Below are 20,835 nucleotides of genomic sequence, written 5' to 3' on the forward strand. Positions count from 1 at the left end.
AGTCAGTCAAGCTTTCAGACGGCCTTTTAAACAATCAAACCTTACAAACAAGCCAATTCGTTGGCCATTTGCTGCTCAACGGTTTCACGTTGGCGGATAAGTTTGTATCCGCTGCCGTCAACCAATACTTCCGCCGCACGGTTGCGCGTGTTGTAGTTGCTCGCCATGCTTGAACCATACGCACCGGCACTGCGGATAAGCAGTAAATCCCCTTCTTCGCAGGCGATGGTGCGGTCTTTGCCGAGGAAGTCGCCAGTTTCGCAAATCGGGCCGACGATATTGGCCGTCAGAGACTCAATGTCTTTGGTTTCGACCGCTTCAATGTGATGATAGGCGTCATAAAGCGCCGGACGCATCAAATCGTTCATCGCCGCATCGACCATCACAAAGTTTTTCTCTTCGCCATGTTTGACGAACTCGACGCGCGTCAACAACGCACCGGCATTACCAACCAAGCTGCGGCCAGGCTCGAGAACCAGTTTCAGACGGCGTGTACCGATCAGTTTTTGAACTTCTTTGGCATACGCACCCAAATCAGGTACATTTTCGTCTTGGTAAACAATGCCGACACCGCCGCCCAAGTCCAAGTGTTCCAACACAATGCCTTCGTCTGCCAGGTGGTCAACCAAGGCCAAGATACGTTCGCAGGCTTCGATGAGCGGGCTGAGGTCGGTCAGTTGCGAGCCGATGTGGCAGTCGATACCGATGATTTTCAAATGGCTTTGTCGGGAAGCATGACGATAGGCCTCAAGCGCATCGGCATAGGCAATACCGAATTTATTGGCTTTCAAACCGGTGGAGATATAAGGATGGGTTTTGGCATCGACATCAGGATTGACGCGCAGGGAAACCGGAGCGACTTTACCCAAACGCGCAGCAACTTTCTGAATACGGTCGATTTCAGGAATGCTTTCCATATTGAAGCATTTCACGCCTGCATTCAGCGCAAATTCAATTTCTGCCTCACTCTTGCCCACACCGGAAAAAATCGTTTTCGCCGCATCGCCGCCGGCCGCCAAAACACGCGCCAACTCGCCGCCGGACACAATATCAAAACCGCTCCCCAAAGAAGCAAAGTGTTTGATGATGCTCAGGTTGCCATTCGCTTTAACCGCGTAGCAGACAAGCGGATTCAAAGCAGCAAACGCGGTTTGGTAGTTGTCAAACGCCTCGGTCAGCGCAGATTTGCTGTACACATAAAGCGGCGTGCCGAATTCCTCGGCAAGGTGGGAATAAGGGATTTGTTCGCAGGATAAGGTCATGTTTGTGAAGTCTTTTTTTAATCGTTGGTTTGAGTGGTCGGCTCTTTGGCCGTATCGAATTTCAAGCCGGTCTGAATCACGCCGAAGCGCGCCTTGTCGCCTTCTCTGGGCAGGTAGAGGTCGCCTTTGTAGCCGCAGGCAGAGAGCAGCAGAGCTGTTGCCGCTGCAAAAAATACGCCGTATTTCATCAGTAAAACTTTCTTCATCATTACGAATGTGGCAAGATTCGGTATCTTAAACAAAAAACACACAAAAAGCCATGATGACCGAAAGCGAATTCATCCGCCTGAGCGAAGAATTGTTTGAACACATTGAAGACCAAATCGATGAAAACGGCTGGGATTTCGACTGCCAGTTTGCCGGAAACGTCCTGACCATCGAAGCCGAAGACGGCACGCAAATCATCGTCAACCGCCACACGCCCAACCAAGAGTTGTGGATTGCCGCCAAAAGCGGCGGCTACCATTTCGCAGAGCAAAACGGCAAATGGCTAGCAACACGCGACGGACGGGATTTCTACGATGTTTTGAACGAAGCACTGAGCGCGGCTTCGGGCGAAGCAGTCAATATTGCCGAATTGTGATTGAATCTTTAAATCTCACCCGCTAAAAATCTATTTACCTCAAAGGATACCCAAATGCCCCTACTAGACAGTTTCAAAGTCGACCACACCCGTATGCACGCCCCTGCCGTACGCGTGGCCAAAACCATGACCACACCCAAAGGCGACACCATTACCGTATTTGACCTGCGTTTTTGCATTCCCAACAAAGAAATCCTGCCCGAAAAAGGCATTCACACGCTGGAGCATTTGTTCGCCGGCTTTATGCGCGACCACTTAAACGGCAACGGCGTCGAAATCATCGACATTTCCCCGATGGGCTGCCGCACCGGTTTCTACATGAGCCTCATCGGCACGCCCGACGAGCAAAAAGTGGCTGACGCATGGCTCGCTTCAATGCAGGATGTTTTGACCGTTCAAGACCAAAGCAAAATCCCCGAGTTGAACGAATACCAATGCGGTACCTACTTAATGCACTCGCTTGCCGAAGCGCACGAAATCGCCCAAAACGTTTTGGCACGCAAAGTAGCCGTCAATAAAAACGAAGAGCTGACATTGGACGAAAGCCTGTTGAACGTTTAATACGCGATGACAACAAAGGCCGTCTGAAACTTTAGAGAAAGAAAATTTCAGACGGCCTAAGACCTTTTATTTCGATTTTCAACCTTTCAGCCGCAGTTTTACACCGCCTAAAAATAAGTTGGCGGTTGCTGACAATGTACATAGTATAATTGCACTTTGAAAAAACAACCTGATTCTATTGCCTTTATGAAACCGTTTTTCTGCAAAACCGCTATTGCCTTCAGCCTGACCTTCCCTGCCGCCGCAAACGCTGCCGAGTATGTCTGCAATGTTGAAGGCATCACTGTTTACGCATCACACCAACTCAACAATACCTGCCGCGCAGTTGACACAAACAACACCGTGGAAAGCAGCGTTGCTGCAGAACCAAACGTATTCACCGAATCCGAAACAGCAAGCGGTAAAACCGTTACAATTCCAAGCGACACGCCGATTTTAAAAACAGTACAGACAACGGAATTCAAAGCCACCGCCGCCGACTACATCAATACCCCCCATGCAACACCTGCTGTACAAACCCCTGTTATAGCTGTTCGAAATGAAAACGGTATCCCTGCACCTATTTCCATTCCGATGGCACAAGCACGTCTAACTTCTCAAATTGATAAAAATGTTGCTGATGGCCTTGCCATTCTCGGTGATACAACCCTATCTACAATAAAACCTGAAATTGACACTACTGACGTTCTCAACGTCATGCCTGATACCACACAGCCTCAAACTGCTGCAGATCAAACTCCAAACAATATACCCGACTCCATTACCATTCCTATTACGCAAACCCACCCGACAGCATCTGCGATTCAATCCCCCCAAACAATTATTCAGAATCCTGTTGTTTTACCGAAAACACCTGATCGCACTACGGCCAAACAAAATAACCAAACCGTAACTGCCTCAGATGAAACACTTGACAAAACACCTATCAAAGTTGAAACCAAGCGTAAAGGCAAAGCCCAAACTCCGACCCGACGTAATGAAAAAAACACCAAAACTGTAAAAACAGCCGTCACAAACACGGCTAACGAACAAACGATTAAAACCGTTGTTACGCCAACAGTAGAATCAAATGTACCAAATAAACCGGCTGCAACGGTTTCCCCGGTAGATCAAAGCAAAACCTCTGCGCAAACGCCTTTCCCTAAGGCATATAAGCCGGCTGCCGATATTCCGTTCGATCCGAGCAATGTTTACAACGATATCAAAATTCTGCCCCATATTCCGATTACCAGCGTAACCAACACAGCCGAAGCCGCCAATCCGCGTCTGAATATTATCTTGCGCAACCGTCCGGGCAAATCACGCGCTTCTTCATACAGCAAATACAAAGCCCCTGTGATCCGCACTGCCCCTGTGGTTACGCCGGCACCTAAGCCAAGTCCTAAGGAAACCCGCAAACAAATATTGCAGACCGAAGTACGCAACGAACAGGCCGCTATTACCCGCCTTCAAACACAGCTGAATGCGGCCAAACAAAAAGGCGACCAAATTAAAATCCAACAACTGACCCGCACCATCAACGCCCGTAAAGCGAATATCCGTGCGATTCAAGGCGAGATGTCCCGTTGATTGGTTGTAATGAAAAAAGGCCGTCTGAAAGTTTTTCAGACGGCCTTTTTAATGGCGTAAACCTGTTTATCTCAACAGACAAACCCTTTCGTTAAAATCATTTCTCCCATCACAAAGTACACTTCTTCACATCCCTACCCTCGCACGCCATCACTTTTTCTATCCAATCGGCGATATCTTGCCAATAATATTGCGGCTTTTCAGACGGCCTCTCAGGCTGCATTCCTTCATTATTCAACTCAACGGGAACACCCTGTTCTACACCGACTTCAAGCAAAATCCAAATACTGCCTTCATGAGTATCGGCATGAGCTGCTTGATGTTCATATACCCAGCCAACCGCAGCTTGACCGCCATTTTGCAAAGATTGCATCGCCAGCAACAATGGATGAAAGCAGGTATCCATATTATTGTCGGCAGCAACGACCAAAGTTGCACCATGCGTGCCTAACGCTTGCGCGGCATGAAAAACGGGGGAGTTGTGCAGGTTGGCAATGAAGTCAAACGGCATCGCGGCGTGATGGTTCAGCACATTATCCGCCATTTTTTCAAACACGGATGGCGAAGAAAACGGCGTACCGAGAAAAACGGCGCAATCAGAATGAATTTTGCATTGCTCTTTCAGTTGCCCTGCACCAAGCGCGGCAATCAAACTCAAACGGCTGAGGCGGCGGGTGTCTATATCGCTTTGCTGCTTTAACGTTTGTTTAAGGATTTTACCGCCGGTGCTGGCGTCCGTATCAAAACGCACGGCGGCGGTAATGCGGATATGAGGATTTACAGTTGCCATTGCCATACCAAAGATGTGTTGCTGCCGCCAAAGCCAAACTGATTGGCCAAACAGAAAAAGCCGCCTTTTGGTGAAGCCGCGCACTCGGAAAAACGAATTTCCCGTCCCTGATAATCGCTGCTTTTGCCTTGTTTTAAAGCGGATAAAAGCAGGACTGTTTCAAGGGCTGCCGTGGCGCCAAGCGTGTGTCCGATTTGCGGCTTGAACGCCATCAGAGGCGGCAGCGTACCGAATATATTTTCCAGCGCGGCCAATTCGGCGGCATCGCTGTCAGCCGTACCGATGCCGTGTGTTTTAACGGCTGCAATATTTTCAGGAGCAATGCCTGCAACATCCAAAGCACGGCGCATCACCTGCTCCTGCGCTTGGCCATCGCTTTGAATCAGGTCATTACCTGTATTGGCGGCATGTCCGATAAGTTTCAGACGGCCTGAAGAAGATTCGGGCGCGACGGAAGACAAGGCAAGTGCGGCAACACCTTCGCCTAAAATCAAACCGTTTCCGCCAAAAGGCTGATACTGCTCGGCCAGCAAACCCAAGCTGTGAAAATGCAGCAAAGTCAGCCGGTTGAGGTTTTCAATGCCAAGCACAAAGGCACGCTCCGCCCCGCCGCGCAAACAATTATCTGCCTGAATCAGCGCATGGGCGGATGAAGTGCAGGCAGTAGCGAAACTGAAAATCTGCCGATTGCCGCTGCGACGGCGCAAATCTTCGGCAAGATAAAGCAGACTGTGTTCTTCTGCCGCCCTATTGCCCGCAAGATAGTCATTTTCATATTCGGAGATGGAATAGGAACTGGAACCGATAAACACCGGCGCATCATGCCAACTTTCAGACGGCCAGCCTGCCTGTTCGGCGGCTCGGCGCAAATGTTGTTCGGAAATATCCGCAAGTTCCTTCCGCCCCAAGTGGTTGCCGGCAAATGCACGGAAATAAGCAGCCTGCTGCGGCTGGTTTAAAAACGCATAAGACACCGCATCAGGCCGTCTGAAATCCGTTTGCGGATTCAAGGCAGACGTGGCCGCCGTACCGCAAACCCAACTCACGCGCCATGCTCCGCGCGGATAAACGCCGCCAAATCGCGTACGCACATCATATGTTTGCGCACCATACGGTCGCCCTGCAGGCGCACTTGGAAATACTGTTGCAAGGCAACGCTGATTTGCAGCGCATCAAGCGAATCCAAACCGACCGGACTGTCATCACCAAACAAAAGTGCATCGTCGGTGAAATCATCCATATCCACATCGTCGGCCTTATCGGCCTCTTGCACGATTAACTTTTTCAATTCCGCTTCCAGCTCGTGCTCGGCCAGCGTAAAGGTGTAAGACATTTTTTAAACTCCCATTTTTATCTCATGACGCAACAGCTTGTTTGAGCGAAACTCGTTACACTCGTTTTAGCGAAACTCGCTACGCTCGTTTTCAGACGACCCAAACTTTATGCAAAATCGCCCCAAAGCGTCTGCATGGCAGCGATGGCCGCAAGTGAGGCGGTTTCGGTACGCAACACCCGTTTGCCGAGCGTAACGGATTGAAAACCGGCATCAAACGCCTGTTGCTCTTCCTTCTCCGTCCAGCCGCCTTCCGGGCCGACCATAAACACGACTTTGCCGGATTGCGGCCGAACATCACTTAGCTTTTGAGCGCGGTTCAAGCTCATTAACAGTTTGGTCGTTTCCTGCGGCAACTGCCGCAATGCCTGGGCATAAGTCGTCAGCGGCAAAACCTTCGGCACAATATTGCGGCCGCTTTGTTCACACGCCGAAACAACGATTTCCTGCCAACGCGCCACCCGCTTTTCAGCGCGCTCACCGCTTAAGCGCACGACACAGCGTTCGCTGATGACCGGGCGAATTTCTGCCACGCCCAATTCCACGCTTTTCTGCAAAGTGAAATCCATGCGCTCGGCAGCGGATACCGCCTGCACCAACGTAATGTTCAGCGGCGATTCGTTGTCCGTTGACTCTTCACGCAAAATCCGCACGCTGACGCGGCGTTTTTCCAAAACTTCGGGCAAAGCCGGATATGACTTGCCATTGCCGTTGAACAACACGATTTCTTCCGTATTTTTCACGCGCAATACATTCAGATGGCGCACCACATTATCGGGCAATTCGACCACGCTGTCGGGGCTTAAGGCAAAATCAACATAAAATCGGGGCATGGTTTCCTGCTTTATTCATGTATATAATTTAAATTTAAAATTTCATGAATGAAGTTGAAACGCGGCGACATGCTCCTGCCTGCTTTCGCTTTCATCCACTATAATTTGAAAACTTCCCGAATTTTAATCCACTGTCGCGCAAAACTGCAAAAAACAAGGATATGCCGTGCTATACCGTTTACAGAAAGTCGTCCGCCACATCGCCCAAACCGAAGTCATGCCGCGTTTTCTGAACACGCCGTCACGACGCAAGGAAGACGGTTCGGTTTTGAGTGAAGCAGATTTGGCCGCACAAACCGCTTTTGCCGCCGCCCTGCCCTTATTGGAAGATTGTCCGATGTTGGGCGAAGAGATGAGCGTTCAGGAGCAAACCCGTTTGTGGAACGAACATTCAGACGGCCTGTGGATTGTCGACCCCATCGACGGCACAAATAACTTCGTCAACGGTTTGCCGCATTTTGCCGTATCCGTCGCACTGGTTAAAAACGGGCGCACCGAGCTGGGTGTGATTTACAATCCGGTCAGCGGCGAATGTTTCTATGCCGAACACGGCAAAGGCGCATTTCTCAACGGTACGCCGCTGCCGCTGCGTTCGGTAGAAAAAAAACTCAGCGAATCCATTGCCGGCGTGGAAATCAAATACCTGCGCTCGGGCAAACTCGCCAGCCGCATGAACACCCTCGCCCCATTCGGCACGATACGCAGCATGGGCAGCAGCACGCTCGACTGGTGCTATCTTGCCAGCGGCCGCTACGATATTTACATCCACGGCGGACAAAAACTGTGGGACTACGCTGCCGGCGCATTGATTTTTGAAGAAGCCGGCGGCTGCCTGACCACTTTGGAAGGCGATGATTTCTGGAGCGGCGAGCATGTTTTCAAGCGTTCCGTCATCGCCGCTTTGCAACCCGAGCTGTTCAAACAATGGGTGAAATGGATTCGCGAAAATCAGTGAAAATACCGTTTATCTTCAAAATATCACGATTATCTTGCAATTTATTGAAATAATTTCACTTCTTAACAGCATTTAATACTAAAAACGGTAGAATACCAATTGCTGACACAACACCGCTCTTTCATCCCTTTTGGGCGGTGCAGCAAGTAAGACGTTTTCCCGCAATGTATTGGCCATTCATACTTCTCCCTTAGTATGAATGGTTTTTTTTATCTGCAAAAACAGCTCAGGCCGTCTGAATGTTCAGACGGCCTGTTCACATCATTACTTGAAAAACTGTCCGCAACACGCCTTAAACTTTTTGCCCGAACCGCACAAACAAGGCTGTTTCATCGTCGGCAAAGCAACGGTCGGATCAATAAAATACCAACGCCCGTCTATTTTCACAAACGCCGACAACTCATGATGGCACTCGGTTTGCCCGTTCTCTTCAAAATACGCCTCAAACTCGACCAAAGCATGCAGCTTACCAAACGGCACATGACGGATAACCTTCAATCCCAACCACTGCGTCTGCTGACTCCATGCCGCCAAATCCTGCTTGTCCAACAAATTCTGCTGCGCAGGGACGGTCGTGTCCACGATATAGTCGATTTCCTGCAAAACATACGCACTGTAACGCGAGCGCATCAACTCTTCCGCCGTCGAAGCCGCCGCCTCACGCGCATGAAATGGTGCGCAACATTCCGTATAAACATGCCCCGACTGACAGGGGCAAAGTGTAGCCGCCATTCCTAATTACCCAAATAAATCTATTTCAAAATTATAACGCAAACCCGACTCAGGCCGTCTGAAAATGAGCGTAGCAAGTTTCGCTAAAACGAGCGTGGTAAATTTCACTAAAATAAGCGTAGAGAGTTTCGCTAAAATAAACGCAACAATCTGATATAATGCGCCTTTTCGATTTTGATTATCCATATGACCATTCCCATCCAAAGCATCAGCCGCCTGTTGCCGCAAACCCAATGCCGTGAGTGCGGCTATGAAGGCTGCTTACCCTATGCACGCGCCCTGTCGGCAGGAGAAGCGCCGGTAAACCTGTGCGCGCCGGGTGGAGAAACCGTCATGAAAGACCTGGCCGACCTGTTGGGCAAGCCCTACCTCGCGCCGGCAAAAACACAAATCAAAGCCGTAGCCCTGATTGACGAAGCCGTCTGTATCGGCTGTACCGCCTGCATCCGCGCCTGCCCTGTCGATGCCATTATGGGCGCGTCCAAACTGATGCACACCGTCATCAGCGACGAATGCACCGGCTGCGGCTTATGCGTTACCCCCTGCCCCGTTGACTGCATCGACATGGTTCCCGTATCGCAGCCCTTCCTGCCGGCCGCACGCCGTTTCAGCACCTCTGCCGAACCGCGCTTTGCCGCCGCCGAACACGCGCAAAGCCGTTTTGAACGCCATACCGCGCGCAAACAGCGCGACGATGCCGAACGCAAAGCCCTGCTGGCGCAACGCGAAGCCGCCGTCAAAGCCAAACAGGCCGCACAGGCGCAAACCCGAACAGCCGCACCAAGCGCCGCATTCAACCCCATGGATTTGATTGCCAAAGCCATGGCCAAAGCGCAATCGCAGCAGGACAAACTCGTTTCCTCCGACAACCGCGAAGACTTCAAAGCGCGCCAAATCGAAGAAGCCAAAGAACGCGCCGAACTGCGCCGCGCCCAACGTGATGCCAAATACGGCAACGAAGCCGAAAAAGCTGCCGCCATCGAATTTCTGCGCCGCTACAAAGCCGAGCAGGAAGCGGCCAAAGAAGCCCGCTGATTTCCAAAACAACAAACCTATTCCGACCGCTTCAGGCCGTCTGAAAACATTGCACGAAAACCAATAACTTTATGACCACACAAGAATTTCCACACCAGCATACTGCCCATTGCGAAAGCGGTGTGATGTCCACCCTGCTCAAATACCATGGCCACAATTTAGACGAAGCCATGATTTTCGGCATTGCCCACGCGCTGACGTTTGTCTGGATGCCGCTGATCAAATTAAACGGTATGCCACTAGTTTCCTACCGTACCGCGCCGCGCAGCATCATCAAAAACACCTGCAAAGCATTGGGGCTGAAATTATCCGTCCGCAAATTTTCCGACGCACAAAGCGGACAAGCCGCATTGGATGCCGCGCTGTCTTCAGGCAAACTGGCCGGTTTGCAAACCTCCGTCTTCTGGCTGCCCTACTTCCCGCCGCAAATGCGCTTCCATTTCAACGCACACAATCTTTTGGTGTACGGCAAAGACGGCAACGACTACCTCATCAGCGATCCCGTATTTGAAACCGTACAACGCTGCACCGCCGAAGATTTGCAGCGGGCGCGCTTCGCCAAAGGCGTATTGGCGGCAAAAGGCATGATGTACACCTTGGAAGACAACAGGCCGTCTGAACAAATCATGACAGACTTGCCCGCCATTATCCGCAAAGCCATACGCAAAAACGCCAAACACATGCTCGCGCCGGTCTTTTTCATCGGCGTCAAAGGCATCCGCACGCTGGCCAAAAAAATCGAATCCCTGCCTGCCAAACAAAACGACAAATACCAAAAACTGTTTCTCGGCCATTTGGTGCGGATGCAGGAAGAAATCGGCACCGGCGGCGCAGGGTTCCGCTACATCTACGCCTACTTCCTCGAACAAGCAGCCCATATCTGCAACGAACCTGCATTTCAGACGGCCTCGGAACAAATGACCGCCATCGGCGACCAATGGCGCCAATTCGCAGCCATGTGCGTGAAACAGTGCAAAAAACCGTCCGAAAACGGCTACCGCAACATTGCTGAATTTCTGCGCAAAATTGCGGATGATGAAGAAGCGTTATGGCGGGGATTATTGAAATAATCAGGATTTATTCGATCCCGATTAATCTACCGTGAATTATTTTGACATTCAGGCTGTCTGAAAACTAAAAGAAATTAAAAATGCGTTACCTAGCTACTGTCTTATTTTTGTGTTCCACCTTAACCCATGCCGCGCCGCAAAACGGCTTTGCCTTGGTTCATGATGCCGACGGACATACCAACTTACGCGAAAGCCCCGATTTGAATGCCAAAGTTTTGGCAAAAATTCCCAACGGTACGCCGTTGGAATGTTTGGGTGACGGCGGTGAAGGCAGCCTGAGTTTCTGTACTGCCCAGCTGCAACAACCTGCCGCAGAAGACTACGGTTTCATCCATTACAGCCGTCTGATATTTCCTGCCTCCGACAAAAACTTCGTCCGCCTGCGCGAACAATCCGGTCATGACGATACTCTGACTTTGTCCGGTAGCGGACAAACGGTACACATCGTTGCCCGCCGCATCCATCCAAAACTCAGCGACTTCTCGGGCATCAACAAAGACAAATACACCGCGCGGCTCTATCAAGGCAAACCTTTCTATGGTACAGAGAACGACATTCCCAAAAGCGTATTTGCGCTTGAACGTATCACGCTAAACGGTCAAGCGGTTCCCGCTGCCGAACTGCAAGGACTGTTCTCACCCGATTTTGCCGCCACCGCACGCGGCAGCAATGTATATCAACGCTGGGAAGCCTATTACCGCCACACCGACAAGACGCTTTATCTGTTCGGCAGACAAAGTTCGGGAGCCGGTAGTTTCGATGTCTGCTTTATATTTAAGGACGGCAAATTCCAGCGCCGCTATTTATGGAATGCTGCGATTTAAATATCGCTCGAAAGGCCGTCTGAAACCATGATTCAAATCCAATCCCTCTCCCACCGTTATCCCAAAGCTGAAACCGCCGCGCTGGACAATGTGTCGTTCGACATTGCCGACGGCGAATGTTTGGGGCTGCTCGGCCACAACGGTGCGGGAAAAACGACGCTGATGTCGCTTTTGGCCGGCTTGCAGGAAGTACGGCAGGGCGAAATTTTGTTTGACGGCAAGCCGTTGCGCCTATTAAGCCGCAGTGAGCGGCAGAAAATCGGTTTGGTGCCGCAGGATTTCGCGTTTTATCCGCAGCTTTCTGTGTGGGACAACCTGCTGTTTTTCGCCTCGCTTTACAAAGTGCGCGACAAAGGCCGTCTGAACGCGCTGTTGGAACAGACCGACCTGACCATCCATAAAAACAAAGCGGCGAAGCATCTTTCGGGCGGGCTTAAACGTCGTCTGAATTTTGCCATCGGCCTGATTAACACGCCGCAATTGGTGTTTCTTGACGAAATCACGGTCGGCATCGACCCGCAGTCGCGCCGCTTTATCCTCGACAGCGTGGCGGATTTGACGCGGCAGGGAGTAACAGTGGTTTATACCTCGCACTATCTGTCGGAAATCGAACAGCTTTGCGGCAAAATCGCGCTGCTGCAACACGGCAAACTGGTGTACCACGGCGGTTTGGACGAGCTTCTAAGCACGCAAACAGGCGTCGTGCGCTTTACCGTCGAACCGCCGCTGCCGCCTCAAACGCTGGCTGCTTTGGGTGCAAAGCAAGTGGACAGCCGCGGCATGATGGAAACGGCGCACGATGCCGCCGCCGTTTACGCCGCCCTGCAACAAAGCGGCGCGCAAATCCGCTACTTCCAGCAGGGACACGGCTCACTGGAAACGTTTTACCTTGATTTCCTGCGTAAAGACGAGCCGGCAACAGATAAGCAAAATCCACAATGACGACTTCCTCCCTCCTCAAAGAACTCAAACTGCTCTGCCGCGACCTGCACGGTTTGGCCGTGCTGTTTGTGATGCCCATCGCCTTCATGCTGATTATGTCGTTGGCGCTGAGCCGCGACCAAGACCCGCACACCGACAGCCGCATCGCGCTGGTCGGCGCGGCAGACGACAGCGTCAATACCGCGCTGGCCGCCGCATTGGAAAAAGAGCAGATTCATGTTACGCGGATGCCGTCTGAAAAACTGACCGACGCGCAAAATGGCCTGCACGACAAACGTTTCCAACTGGTGCTGCTCAACCCGAACCCCGCTTCCGGCAAAATCGCCGACGACAAAGCCCTGCAAATCTATGTACCGCCTGATACCGAGCCTTCATGGCTGGCGGCGGTCAAAGGCGTTTTGCAGCAGCACTACACCCAAACGCGGCTGGACGCCTATTTCGACAACAACGACGGCATCAAAATCGACAATAAAAAACTGCCCCGTTCCATCCGCAAAGACATCCAGAAAAAAGTCGATGAAAAAAACGACGAACAATTCGCCGCCGTGCGCAGCTTTTTAGATAAAAAAATGCTGGAAGAACACTATCTGAGCGCAGGCAGCGGCACGGTGGAAAAACCCAACGCCGTACAGCACAGCGTTCCCGCATGGCTGATTTTCGGTATGTTTTTCATCATGATACCGCTGTCGAACGTCATGGCGCTGGAACGCCAGACCAACACCATCACCCGCCTGCGTCTCGCCCGCGCCTCCGCGTCCGGCCTGATTGCCGCCAAACTCGTCCCCTATTTCCTGATTAACCAGCTTCAATTTGTCGGAATGCTGCTGCTCGGCCGCTACCTGCTGCCCGAAATCGGCGTGCCCGCCCTCATACTCAACGGCAGCCTTGTTCCCTACGCGCTGCTGTCCGCCGCCGTCAGCGCCGCCGCACTCGGCTACGCGCTATTAATCAGCGTCTGCGCCAAATCCACCGAACACGCCGTCGTCCTCGGCGGCGGCGGCATTATCCTGATGGCGGCAATCGGCGGCATTATGGTGCCTGCACACGTCATGCCCGAAACCATGCAGCAACTCACTTGGATTTCCCCGATGGCATGGGGCTTGAAAGCTTTTCAAGAACTGCTGCTCAACCGCAGCGGACTGGACGGGATCAGCCGTTATCTACTTCTAATGTCTGCGTTCTCTTTTGCCACGCTGACTGCTGCCGTATTGGTTTATCGTAGGCAGTTGCAAACTCAGGTTAGGTTTTAAACGTTTGTCCGCCCTAAGTAGACAAACTTATTTCTCAAAACCATTCCTATAAAACTTCAGGCCGTCTGAAAATATCTTTCAGACGGCCTGATGCTTGATGTGCTATGGATTGTTTCAATAACAAAATATGCTCAACAAAATTCTAAAACCCAAACGTAAAAAAACCTGCTTTTTTCAAAACAGGTTTTTCATATTTGGTGGGTCGTGAGCGATTCGAACGCTCGACCAACGGATTAAAAGTCCGCTGCTCTACCGACTGAGCTAACGACCCGATAAGCTGTGCATTATAGAGATGGGGCGCACAGCTGTCAACACCTTTTTTAAACTTTTTTATTCGACGACGATTTTCGGGAAGCGGCTGCTGAAGTCTTTGCCTTTATCGGCAATGGCCAGAGCGATTTGGAAGGCGGCTTCGGTGTAGATGTCGGCGATGGTTTGGTTGTTTTCAAACAAGGCTGAAGATGTGCCGCTGTCCATGGCTTCGCGTACAGGCAGGCTCAAGGGAAGTTGGCCGAGCAACGGTACATTCAAACGCTCTGCCAAATTTTTGCCGCCTTCTGCGCCGAAGATTGCTTCGGCATGGCCGCAGTTGGTGCAAATATGGACAGACATGTTTTCCAAAACGCCCAAAATCGGGATATTGACTTTATTGAACATATCCACGGCTTTGCGTGCATCAATCAGGGCGATGTCTTGCGGCGTAGTGACGACAACGGAGCCGGTTACGGGGATTTTTTGCGACAGGGTCAATTGGATATCGCCGGTACCCGGCGGCAGGTCGATGAAGAGATAATCGACATTGTCCCATTCGCTTTGGAACATAAGCTGTTGCAAGGCTTGGCTGACCATAGGGCCGCGCCAAACGACGGCTTGGTCGGTATCGACCAGGAAACCGATGGACATCACTTGAATGCCGCTTTCGGCTTCAACGGGAATGAGTTTTTTGTTTTGTTGGTCGGGTTTACGGTCTTGTACGCCGAGCATGGTGGGCTGGCTTGGGCCGTACAGGTCGGCATCGAGTACGCCGACGCGCGCGCCCATTCTGGCCATTGCGGTGGCAAGGTTGGCAGTGGTCGTTGATTTGCCGACGCCGCCTTTGCCCGATGCAACGGCGATGATGTTTTTCACGCCTTTGATGGTTGCTACGCCGGGTTGGACTTTATGCGTACCGATTTCGGTATCGATACTCAAGTGAATGTGGGTATCGCCGGTATGCGAAATGACGGCTTCTTGAACGGCGTTGGCAATGTCTGTGGCAATATGGGCAACCGGAAACGCGAATTTTAGGCCGATATGCAGGCCGTCTGAACGCTCTTCCAGAAGCGAAACGGCTTTTTCGCTGCCCAAAGTGCGTATTGTGGTGGGAATCAACACGGCATCGAGTGCGGTTCGGATGGCTGGAATATTCATAATCTGCCTCTTGAATGTGGGAAATTGTTTGATGTGCGCGATTTGCCTGCCTGACAAATCTGCTGAATTATACCCTTGAACGCCATGTAAGGGATACGCCAGAAAAACTTCAGGCTGCCTGAATCATCGGGCAGCCTGAAAAGCGGGTCAACTGAAACGCAGCCTTATTCGCTCAAGAGCGCAATGTCGGCAACTGCGTTCATTTGTTCTGCCAAACGGTTCAGCAGGTTCAAACGGTTTTGTTTCACGGCGGCATCTTCGGCCATCACCATCACGCCGTCGAAGAAGGCATCGACTTGCGGTTTGACGGAAGCCAGTTCGGACAAAGCAGTTTGGAAATTGCCTTCGGCAACGGCAGCGGAGATTTTCGGCTGCAAACCTTGCGCGGCGGCATACAGGGCTTTTTCTTCGTCTTGTTGCAACAGGCTTTCGTTAACCGCGCCCAACTCGGCATCGGCTTTTTTCAGCAGGTTTTGCACGCGTTTGTTGGCGGCGGCGAGCGCGGCGGCTTCGGGCAGCTGTTTGAACGCGGCAACGGCTTGCAGTTTGGCCACTACGTCGTCCAAACGGCGCGGCTGTTTGGCGAGTACGGCGGCAACGATGTCTTGCGGATAATCGTTTTGCAGCAACACGGCCAAACGCGCCTGCATGAAGTCAGCGGTTTCAGACGGCGTTTTTTCGTTGAGCAAACCTTTGGGAAAGCTGTCGAAGGCCGTCTGAATCAGTTCGTTTACGTCCAAACCGTACTGCATCAGCATCCGCAAAATACCCAAGGCGGCGCGGCGCAGGGCGTAGGGGTCTTTGTCGCCGGTCGGAATCAGGCCGATACCCCAAATGCCGACCAAGGTTTCCAATTTGTCGGCCAAAGCAACGGCGGTTGCCACTTTGCCGTTCGGCAGGTTGTCGCCGGCAAAACGCGGTTGATAGTGCTGCTCGACGGCTTCAGCGATTTCTTCGGTTTCGCCGTCCAAGCGGGCATAGTATTTGCCCATCGTGCCTTGCAATTCTGGGAACTCGCCGACCATTTCGGTGACCAAGTCGGCTTTGGCCAAACGTGCGGCGCGTTCGGCTGCGGCGGCATCCGCGCCCAATGCTTTGGCGATATGGGCGGCAATGCTTTGCAGACGCTCGATGCGTTCGGCTTGCGAACCGATTTTGTTGTGGTAAACCACGCTGGACAATTTCGGCAGGCGGCTTTCCAAAGTCGCTTTTTGGTCTTGTTTGTAGAAGAACTCGGCATCAGACAGGCGCGCGCGCAAAACGCGTTCGTTGCCTTGAATGATGTGTGACGGATCTTCGGTTTGCAGGTTGGACACCAGCAGGAAGCGGTTCATCAGCTTGCCGTTTTGGTCGAGCAGCGGGAAGTATTTTTGGTTTTGCTGCATGGTCAGAATCAAGCATTCTTGCGGTACGGCGAGGAAGTGTTCTTCAAAACCGGCTTCCAATACTACAGGCCATTCGACCAATGCGGTCACTTCGTCCAACAAGGCTTCATCGGCGGCAACGGTCGCGTCCAGACGGCCTGCCTGTTCGTTCAAGGCCGTCTGAATGGCGGCTTTGCGCTCGGCAAACGAAGCGACGACTTTGCCTTGTTCGCGCATTTGTGCGGCGTAGCTGTCGGCGTTTTCAATGGTGATTTCGCCGCTGGAGAGGAAGCGGTGACCCAGTGTTTTGTTGCCGCTTTGCAGACCCAAAACGCTGACGTTGACGATGTTGCCGCCGTGCAGCACGATCAGGCTGTGTACCGGGCGCACGAAGGTGAATGTGCTGCTGCCCCAACGCATGACTTTCGGAATCGGCAGTTTTTTCACTGCGGCATTGATGATGTCTTCCAAAAGCTCGCCCAACGGTTTGCCGGTTTGGACGTATTCGTAGGCGTACACGTCTTGCTTGCCGTCGTGGACGATGGTCAAGTCTTCGATTTTCGCACCCGCACCGCGCGCAAAACCTTCCAAAGCCTTAGTCGGCACACCGTCTTTCATGGCATTCGCCACTGCCGGGCCTTTTTTTACGATTTTTTGGTCGGCTTGAACGGCTTTCACGTCTTTGACTTGAACGGCCAAACGGCGCGGAGAAGCGTAGGCAGTGTATTTTTTTACGGGCAATTCAAGTAGTTTTTCTATCGCATCTATCTGATCACTATCAATCAGTTGCGCTTTTTCCAAGCCTTCGGCAACGGAAGCGGCAAAATGGTTACCCAGATTATTGAGGGCTTTTGGCGGGAGTTCTTCAGTGAGAAGTTCGATTAAGAGGGTTTGGGTTGTCATGTGCTTATCGTTAAATAGGAAATTGGTTTGGCGTCTGAATACGGCATCATGCGGTTTTCAGACGCAAGGTTAATTGAATTGACGGCGATTTTATCATTTTCAGACGGCCTGTGGCTGTCTTTCACAAACAATTTGCCCGATTTTCAAGCCACTTCGTCCGCAACAGCTTCAATTCGTAGCGCGGATATACGGCAAACCGCTGGTTTCGTCGCTTTCGGGAATGTCGCTTCCAGCAAACAGCGCACCGGCCAAACGCACGGCCGCACCGGTCACGGCCGGGGAAATCATAAAGCCGTGGCGGAACAGGCCATTGACTTCAATCAGGCGGCGTTCGCGGTTGAAGCGGATTTCGGGATTGTGGTGGTTTAACGTCGGGCGCAGGCCGGTGGCCAGTTCCAAAAGGTTCGCCTCACCAAATGCCGGATGCACGGCGTACAGCGCGGACAAAAGTTCCAAACCGGAACGCACGCTGGCCGGCGCTTGGCTTTCGCTTTCGATTTGGGTAGCACCAATCACAAAAATATGGTTTTCCTTCGGCGCGATATACAAAGGATAGCGCGGATGCAGCAGGCGCACTGGACGGGACAGCTCGACTTCGGGTGCATAAACGCGCGCCACTTCGCCGCGTATGCCGCGCAATTGGCTTTCAGACGGCCTGTTCCATGCTGCTTTTGCACCATAACCGCGGCAGTCGATGACCCAATCGTATTGCGCCGCCAAATCTTCGACTTCGCGTTCGCACGACCAATGGCAAGGCACGTTCATTGATTCCAAAACATCGGCCAGCGCATTCAATACCTGCCGTCCGTCCAACTGTCCTTCCGCCGGCAGATACAGGCCGTCTGAAAACCGTCCTGCCAGTTGCGGCTCGTTGGCCGCGATTTCGTCCGCGTTCCAACGTATGGCTTCGTGTTCCGGCACGCCGCCGCGCTTCAAATGACGGGCAAACTCGGCAGAAAGCGGCTTGTCCTGCGTATGCCAAACAATCAGGCTGCCTTTTTCCTGCATCATCACCGGCGTGTTCAGACGACCTAAAATACCGCGCCACAGCGCGAAACTCTGCCGGCCCAAACGGATGACTTCAGGCGTTGCCTCCACCGCCTCGGAAGAAGGCGCCAGCATGGCGGCGGCAACATAGGCTGCGGCTTGTGCGCCGTTACGTTCGCCTTTCTCAAACAACTCTACCGACACACCCTGCTCCGCCAATTGGAACGCAATAAGGCGACCGGAAAGGCCGCCGCCGAGTACCGCAATCTTAGGCATCAGTTTCTCCTTGTTTTTAATACATAAATGAGTGCATATTTTAGAACTTGTTTGGCTGTATCACAATATCGATGGAAAATGAGAACAGTTTTTGCAGATTATGCTCAAGCTAAATCAGTAATAAGTAAACAAAAATTTTCCCTCCGCGTCCGACAGTTAACCGCTTCAAGCTGCCAATCTGCTTTTATAAGAAATATCTTCCTTAATATAAAACCTACTATAATGCCATCTTTTGATATATTCACGTTCACTCAGCATCATTGCCCCGCTGATTGGCTTTGATGCACACATTTAATTTTATAAGGAATAATAATGAAAAGCTTGGGCAGTACGTTATTTATCCTCGGCATAAAGGTAAGAACATGCAAGAACTAGAACAAGAAAATAGTAAAAAACAGGAAGTAGCAGACAACGTTGCCATGACCAAGTTGCAAGATGTGTTCAATCTTGCACATGACCAAGCTCATCCTGACAAAATCGATTCCGTCATTCGTGCCAATACTCGGGTGTCCGGAACCAATATGTGGGTATTGATATTTGCCATTGCTGTGGCGAGTATCGGTCTGAATGTCAACAGCACGGCGGTAGTGATCGGCGCAATGTTGATTTCGCCGTTGATGGGGCCGATAGTCGGTATGGGTTATGGTTTGGCGGTCGGCGATACTACGCTGATCCGCCAAGCGGCACGCAATATTATTATATTTGTCGTCATCAGCTTGATTACCGCTACGTTGTATTTCCTGTTAACCCCGCTTAAAGAGGCGCAAAGTGAGCTTTTGGCGCGTACTCAGCCGACTCTTTGGGATGTGTTGATTGCCTTCTTCGGCGGTAGTGCGGGCATTGTGGCGCAGACCCGAAAAGAAGGAGGCAATGCCATACCGGGTGTGGCGATTGCGACCGCATTGATGCCGCCACTGTGTACCGCGGGCTACGGACTGGCTCATGGCAACTGGCAATTTTTTTTCGGCGCTTTTTATCTGTTTGCCATCAACTGCGTGTTCATCGCTTTTTCGACCTTGTTGTTTTCCAAGCTGCTCAAGCTGCCGCGCAGGGGGTTGGTAACGGAATCCAAACGCCGGTTGCAAAGTATCATTATTACCGCCGTCGTACTGGCTGTGATGATTCCGAGCGGCTATATGGCATCAGGACTGGTGCGTCAGGAGATCTTCAACACCAAAGCCAATTCCGCCATTGCCACCGCACAGCAACAGGAAGGTTTTTTCGTGCTGCGTAAGATTTTGAACCACAGAGAAAATATGGTCGGTCTGATTGTCAACGGAACGGGCAATGCTGAGAAAATTTCTGCCTTATTGGTGAAGAGCCTTGAAGTGTCAGGTGTGAAAGCGCCGAAGGTCAACGTGGTCTATGCGGGAGGGGACGATGCTAAAATCGAAGAATTGCTGGCAAGCCGAAACAACTCGGCGCAGCAGCAAAATGAGTTGAAAGAGCAACAAGCCTACATAGATACCGTGCTTGCAGGTAAAACTGCAGGTGCTGACGATGCTGCGGTACTCAAGGAATTAAAAGCCCAATATCCGGAAGCGGAAAAAATCGTTGTCGGACGCGGCTTGGTTTGGGAGAAAGCGCAAACGGCACCCACTACACAGGAGCAACCTGAAAGCAGTCAAAACAAACAGGCAGACATAAGTAACGATATCGTCGTGGTCTCGCTCGAATTTAAGGAGCCTCTGCCTGCCAAAGATCACGAACGCTTACAGGCGTGGTTGAACCAGCGTTATGAAGGTACAGCGGTGCGCTTGTTAGTCAATGCTAAAGTTTTGGACAAATAGCCATTCTCCAAAATATTTGGGGCTAACGTAGATTAGCTCTAAATTCGACACCAATCCCGCAGGATTTTAAACCGTTGAGACGGTATGCCGAAGTTAAACCGAAATTCGCATTCTTTCAAGAACAGCGGAAAAGATTTGCGATCGATTTGGCATTCGGTTTGAATTATATGAACGCGGTACCAAAAGTTTTGGCCTGGATTTACGAATGGGTCGAAGATACCGCCCTATGGATTAAAGCAGGCATTACGGGTAGTGGCGCTTTACTGTGGTTGGCAGGCAACTTCCTTGAAAAACCTGCAGAGGCAGAACAGGAAGAGGAAGAAGAATAAATACCATAAAAGGCCGTCTGAAAAGTTTCAGACGGCC

Annotated in this window: 22 protein-coding genes, 1 tRNA gene and 1 pseudogene; 11 read left to right on the plus strand and 13 right to left on the minus strand. The window is 51.5% G+C overall.

All coding sequences use genetic code 11. From position 1 onward, the window contains the following. Positions 1–41 precede the first annotated feature (41 nt). Together lysA and HMPREF2551_RS02685 are read right to left on the minus strand one after the other, a co-directional pair. Positions 42–1,262, minus strand: coding sequence for a diaminopimelate decarboxylase (gene lysA / locus HMPREF2551_RS02680; RefSeq protein ID WP_070837017.1), 1,221 nt, complete (start codon positions 1,260–1,262; stop codon positions 42–44). A 17-nt stretch (positions 1,263–1,279) separates the two neighbouring features. Further along, complete coding sequence (locus HMPREF2551_RS02685) at positions 1,280–1,450, minus strand: LPS translocon maturation chaperone LptM (RefSeq protein ID WP_070837323.1); 171 nt, start codon at positions 1,448–1,450, stop codon at positions 1,280–1,282. Between the two features lie 71 nt (positions 1,451–1,521). Between HMPREF2551_RS02685 and cyaY the strand changes: the two genes are divergently transcribed. The 3 genes from cyaY (at position 1,522) to HMPREF2551_RS02700 (ending at position 3,975) form a co-directional block, all read left to right on the plus strand. Continuing rightward, positions 1,522–1,845, plus strand: a complete 324-nt coding sequence (gene cyaY, locus HMPREF2551_RS02690; RefSeq protein WP_049323082.1) for an iron donor protein CyaY — start codon at positions 1,522–1,524, stop codon at positions 1,843–1,845. Between the two features lie 54 nt (positions 1,846–1,899). Continuing rightward, entirely contained in the window at positions 1,900–2,406 is a 507-nt protein-coding gene (luxS, locus tag HMPREF2551_RS02695) for an S-ribosylhomocysteine lyase (RefSeq protein ID WP_070837018.1), read from the plus strand. Between the two features lie 186 nt (positions 2,407–2,592). Then, on the plus strand, positions 2,593–3,975 hold the full coding sequence (locus HMPREF2551_RS02700; protein ID WP_070837019.1) for a hypothetical protein: 1,383 nt from the start codon (positions 2,593–2,595) through the stop codon (positions 3,973–3,975). Between the two features lie 109 nt (positions 3,976–4,084). On the opposite strand, the gene HMPREF2551_RS02705 is transcribed toward HMPREF2551_RS02700, so the two are convergent. The 4 genes from HMPREF2551_RS02705 to HMPREF2551_RS02720 all read right to left on the minus strand — a co-directional run bounded on the left by HMPREF2551_RS02705 (position 4,085) and on the right by HMPREF2551_RS02720 (position 6,931). Further along, on the minus strand, positions 4,085–4,771 hold the full coding sequence (locus HMPREF2551_RS02705) for a hypothetical protein (protein WP_070837020.1): 687 nt from the start codon (positions 4,769–4,771) through the stop codon (positions 4,085–4,087). Further along, positions 4,753–5,811 (minus strand): beta-ketoacyl synthase N-terminal-like domain-containing protein, encoded by a 1,059-nt coding sequence (locus HMPREF2551_RS02710; RefSeq protein ID WP_070837021.1) that lies wholly within the window; start codon positions 5,809–5,811, stop codon positions 4,753–4,755. Before HMPREF2551_RS02710 ends, HMPREF2551_RS02705 begins: the two co-directional genes overlap by 19 nt. Beyond that, the gene (locus HMPREF2551_RS02715) at positions 5,808–6,098 is read right to left on the minus strand and encodes an acyl carrier protein (protein WP_003748215.1); all 291 of its coding nucleotides are present in this window, start codon (positions 6,096–6,098) and stop codon (positions 5,808–5,810) included. Before HMPREF2551_RS02715 ends, HMPREF2551_RS02710 begins: the two co-directional genes overlap by 4 nt. Before the next feature lie 107 nt (positions 6,099–6,205). After that, a complete protein-coding gene (locus tag HMPREF2551_RS02720; RefSeq protein ID WP_070837022.1) occupies positions 6,206–6,931 on the minus strand; it encodes a 16S rRNA (uracil(1498)-N(3))-methyltransferase in 726 nt (241 codons plus the stop codon). Positions 6,932–7,097: 166 nt separating this feature from the next. On the opposite strand from HMPREF2551_RS02720, the gene HMPREF2551_RS02725 reads away from it, so the two are divergent. Continuing rightward, on the plus strand, positions 7,098–7,886 hold the full coding sequence (locus HMPREF2551_RS02725; protein WP_003748211.1) for an inositol monophosphatase family protein: 789 nt from the start codon (positions 7,098–7,100) through the stop codon (positions 7,884–7,886). Between the two features lie 264 nt (positions 7,887–8,150). Here the strand turns inward: HMPREF2551_RS02725 and HMPREF2551_RS02730 are convergent, their stop codons facing one another. Both HMPREF2551_RS02730 and HMPREF2551_RS02735 read right to left on the minus strand, forming a co-directional pair. Next, entirely contained in the window at positions 8,151–8,618 is a 468-nt protein-coding gene (locus HMPREF2551_RS02730; protein WP_070837023.1) for a YchJ family protein, read from the minus strand. A 6-nt stretch (positions 8,619–8,624) separates the two neighbouring features. After that, entirely contained in the window at positions 8,625–8,804 is a 180-nt protein-coding gene (locus HMPREF2551_RS02735) for a hypothetical protein (RefSeq protein ID WP_070837024.1), read from the minus strand. Here HMPREF2551_RS02735 and HMPREF2551_RS02740 point away from each other — a divergent pair, their 5' ends adjacent. From HMPREF2551_RS02740 to HMPREF2551_RS02760, 5 genes are all read left to right on the plus strand, one after another. After that, positions 8,805–9,653 (plus strand): RnfABCDGE type electron transport complex subunit B, encoded by an 849-nt coding sequence (locus HMPREF2551_RS02740; RefSeq protein WP_070837025.1) that lies wholly within the window; start codon positions 8,805–8,807, stop codon positions 9,651–9,653. Between the two features lie 71 nt (positions 9,654–9,724). After that, a complete protein-coding gene (locus HMPREF2551_RS02745) occupies positions 9,725–10,723 on the plus strand; it encodes a BtrH-related acyltransferase DarH (protein WP_070837026.1) in 999 nt (332 codons plus the stop codon). A gap of 80 nt (positions 10,724–10,803) precedes the next feature. Continuing rightward, positions 10,804–11,547, plus strand: a complete 744-nt coding sequence (locus HMPREF2551_RS02750; protein ID WP_070837027.1) for an SH3 domain-containing protein — start codon at positions 10,804–10,806, stop codon at positions 11,545–11,547. A 27-nt stretch (positions 11,548–11,574) separates the two neighbouring features. Next, positions 11,575–12,489: an ABC transporter ATP-binding protein gene (locus HMPREF2551_RS02755; protein ID WP_070837028.1), complete on the plus strand. Its 915-nt coding sequence runs from the start codon at positions 11,575–11,577 to the stop codon at positions 12,487–12,489. Beyond that, a complete protein-coding gene (locus HMPREF2551_RS02760; protein WP_070837029.1) occupies positions 12,486–13,739 on the plus strand; it encodes an ABC transporter permease in 1,254 nt (417 codons plus the stop codon). The genes HMPREF2551_RS02755 and HMPREF2551_RS02760 overlap by 4 nt, the downstream gene beginning before the upstream one ends. A gap of 195 nt (positions 13,740–13,934) precedes the next feature. On the opposite strand, the gene HMPREF2551_RS02765 is transcribed toward HMPREF2551_RS02760, so the two are convergent. From HMPREF2551_RS02765 to HMPREF2551_RS02780, 4 genes are all read right to left on the minus strand, one after another. Continuing rightward, positions 13,935–14,010 (minus strand) — tRNA-Lys (locus tag HMPREF2551_RS02765). A 59-nt stretch (positions 14,011–14,069) separates the two neighbouring features. Beyond that, positions 14,070–15,149: an iron-sulfur cluster carrier protein ApbC gene (apbC, locus tag HMPREF2551_RS02770; RefSeq protein ID WP_070837030.1), complete on the minus strand. Its 1,080-nt coding sequence runs from the start codon at positions 15,147–15,149 to the stop codon at positions 14,070–14,072. Positions 15,150–15,313: 164 nt separating this feature from the next. After that, positions 15,314–17,416: a glycine--tRNA ligase subunit beta gene (glyS, locus tag HMPREF2551_RS02775; protein WP_070837031.1), complete on the minus strand. Its 2,103-nt coding sequence runs from the start codon at positions 17,414–17,416 to the stop codon at positions 15,314–15,316. Between the two features lie 168 nt (positions 17,417–17,584). Beyond that, complete coding sequence (locus tag HMPREF2551_RS02780) at positions 17,585–18,679, minus strand: FAD-dependent oxidoreductase (RefSeq protein WP_070837032.1); 1,095 nt, start codon at positions 18,677–18,679, stop codon at positions 17,585–17,587. Positions 18,680–19,041: 362 nt separating this feature from the next. Between HMPREF2551_RS02780 and HMPREF2551_RS02785 the strand changes: the two genes are divergently transcribed. Further along, a complete protein-coding gene (locus tag HMPREF2551_RS02785) occupies positions 19,042–20,469 on the plus strand; it encodes a TIGR00341 family protein (protein ID WP_070837033.1) in 1,428 nt (475 codons plus the stop codon). A 38-nt stretch (positions 20,470–20,507) separates the two neighbouring features. Here HMPREF2551_RS02785 and HMPREF2551_RS10685 read toward each other — a convergent pair. Next, a pseudogene (locus HMPREF2551_RS10685) lies at positions 20,508–20,672 on the minus strand (IS1595 family transposase); the annotation flags it as partial. Here HMPREF2551_RS10685 and HMPREF2551_RS02790 point away from each other — a divergent pair. Continuing rightward, the gene (locus HMPREF2551_RS02790) at positions 20,637–20,798 is read left to right on the plus strand and encodes a cell division protein (protein ID WP_070633190.1); all 162 of its coding nucleotides are present in this window, start codon (positions 20,637–20,639) and stop codon (positions 20,796–20,798) included. The pseudogene HMPREF2551_RS10685 and the gene HMPREF2551_RS02790 sit on opposite strands and share 36 nt — an antisense overlap. Positions 20,799–20,835 lie beyond the last annotated feature (37 nt).

Source organism: Neisseria sp. HMSC066H01 (assembly GCF_001837375.1).
In the GTDB taxonomy this organism is placed as follows: domain Bacteria; phylum Pseudomonadota; class Gammaproteobacteria; order Burkholderiales; family Neisseriaceae; genus Neisseria.

Excerpts from the sequence above, each read along its gene's own strand:
- lysA (WP_070837017.1), bottom strand. The coding sequence starts at position 1,262 with ATGACCTTATCCTGCGAACAAATCCCTTATTCCCACCTTGCCGAGGAA.
- HMPREF2551_RS02685 (WP_070837323.1), bottom strand. The coding sequence starts at position 1,450 with ATGAAATACGGCGTATTTTTTGCAGCGGCAACAGCTCTGCTGCTCTCT.
- cyaY (WP_049323082.1), top strand. The coding sequence starts at position 1,522 with ATGATGACCGAAAGCGAATTCATCCGCCTGAGCGAAGAATTGTTTGAA.
- luxS (WP_070837018.1), top strand. The coding sequence starts at position 1,900 with ATGCCCCTACTAGACAGTTTCAAAGTCGACCACACCCGTATGCACGCC.
- HMPREF2551_RS02700 (WP_070837019.1), top strand. The coding sequence starts at position 2,593 with ATGAAACCGTTTTTCTGCAAAACCGCTATTGCCTTCAGCCTGACCTTC.
- HMPREF2551_RS02705 (WP_070837020.1), bottom strand. The coding sequence starts at position 4,771 with ATGGCAATGGCAACTGTAAATCCTCATATCCGCATTACCGCCGCCGTG.
- HMPREF2551_RS02715 (WP_003748215.1), bottom strand. The coding sequence starts at position 6,098 with ATGTCTTACACCTTTACGCTGGCCGAGCACGAGCTGGAAGCGGAATTG.
- HMPREF2551_RS02720 (WP_070837022.1), bottom strand. The coding sequence starts at position 6,931 with ATGCCCCGATTTTATGTTGATTTTGCCTTAAGCCCCGACAGCGTGGTC.
- HMPREF2551_RS02730 (WP_070837023.1), bottom strand. The coding sequence starts at position 8,618 with ATGGCGGCTACACTTTGCCCCTGTCAGTCGGGGCATGTTTATACGGAA.
- HMPREF2551_RS02735 (WP_070837024.1), bottom strand. The coding sequence starts at position 8,804 with ATGGATAATCAAAATCGAAAAGGCGCATTATATCAGATTGTTGCGTTT.
- HMPREF2551_RS02740 (WP_070837025.1), top strand. The coding sequence starts at position 8,805 with ATGACCATTCCCATCCAAAGCATCAGCCGCCTGTTGCCGCAAACCCAA.
- HMPREF2551_RS02745 (WP_070837026.1), top strand. The coding sequence starts at position 9,725 with ATGACCACACAAGAATTTCCACACCAGCATACTGCCCATTGCGAAAGC.
- HMPREF2551_RS02750 (WP_070837027.1), top strand. The coding sequence starts at position 10,804 with ATGCGTTACCTAGCTACTGTCTTATTTTTGTGTTCCACCTTAACCCAT.
- HMPREF2551_RS02755 (WP_070837028.1), top strand. The coding sequence starts at position 11,575 with ATGATTCAAATCCAATCCCTCTCCCACCGTTATCCCAAAGCTGAAACC.
- HMPREF2551_RS02760 (WP_070837029.1), top strand. The coding sequence starts at position 12,486 with ATGACGACTTCCTCCCTCCTCAAAGAACTCAAACTGCTCTGCCGCGAC.
- apbC (WP_070837030.1), bottom strand. The coding sequence starts at position 15,149 with ATGAATATTCCAGCCATCCGAACCGCACTCGATGCCGTGTTGATTCCC.
- glyS (WP_070837031.1), bottom strand. The coding sequence starts at position 17,416 with ATGACAACCCAAACCCTCTTAATCGAACTTCTCACTGAAGAACTCCCG.
- HMPREF2551_RS02780 (WP_070837032.1), bottom strand. The coding sequence starts at position 18,679 with ATGCCTAAGATTGCGGTACTCGGCGGCGGCCTTTCCGGTCGCCTTATT.
- HMPREF2551_RS02785 (WP_070837033.1), top strand. The coding sequence starts at position 19,042 with ATGCAAGAACTAGAACAAGAAAATAGTAAAAAACAGGAAGTAGCAGAC.
- HMPREF2551_RS02790 (WP_070633190.1), top strand. The coding sequence starts at position 20,637 with ATGAACGCGGTACCAAAAGTTTTGGCCTGGATTTACGAATGGGTCGAA.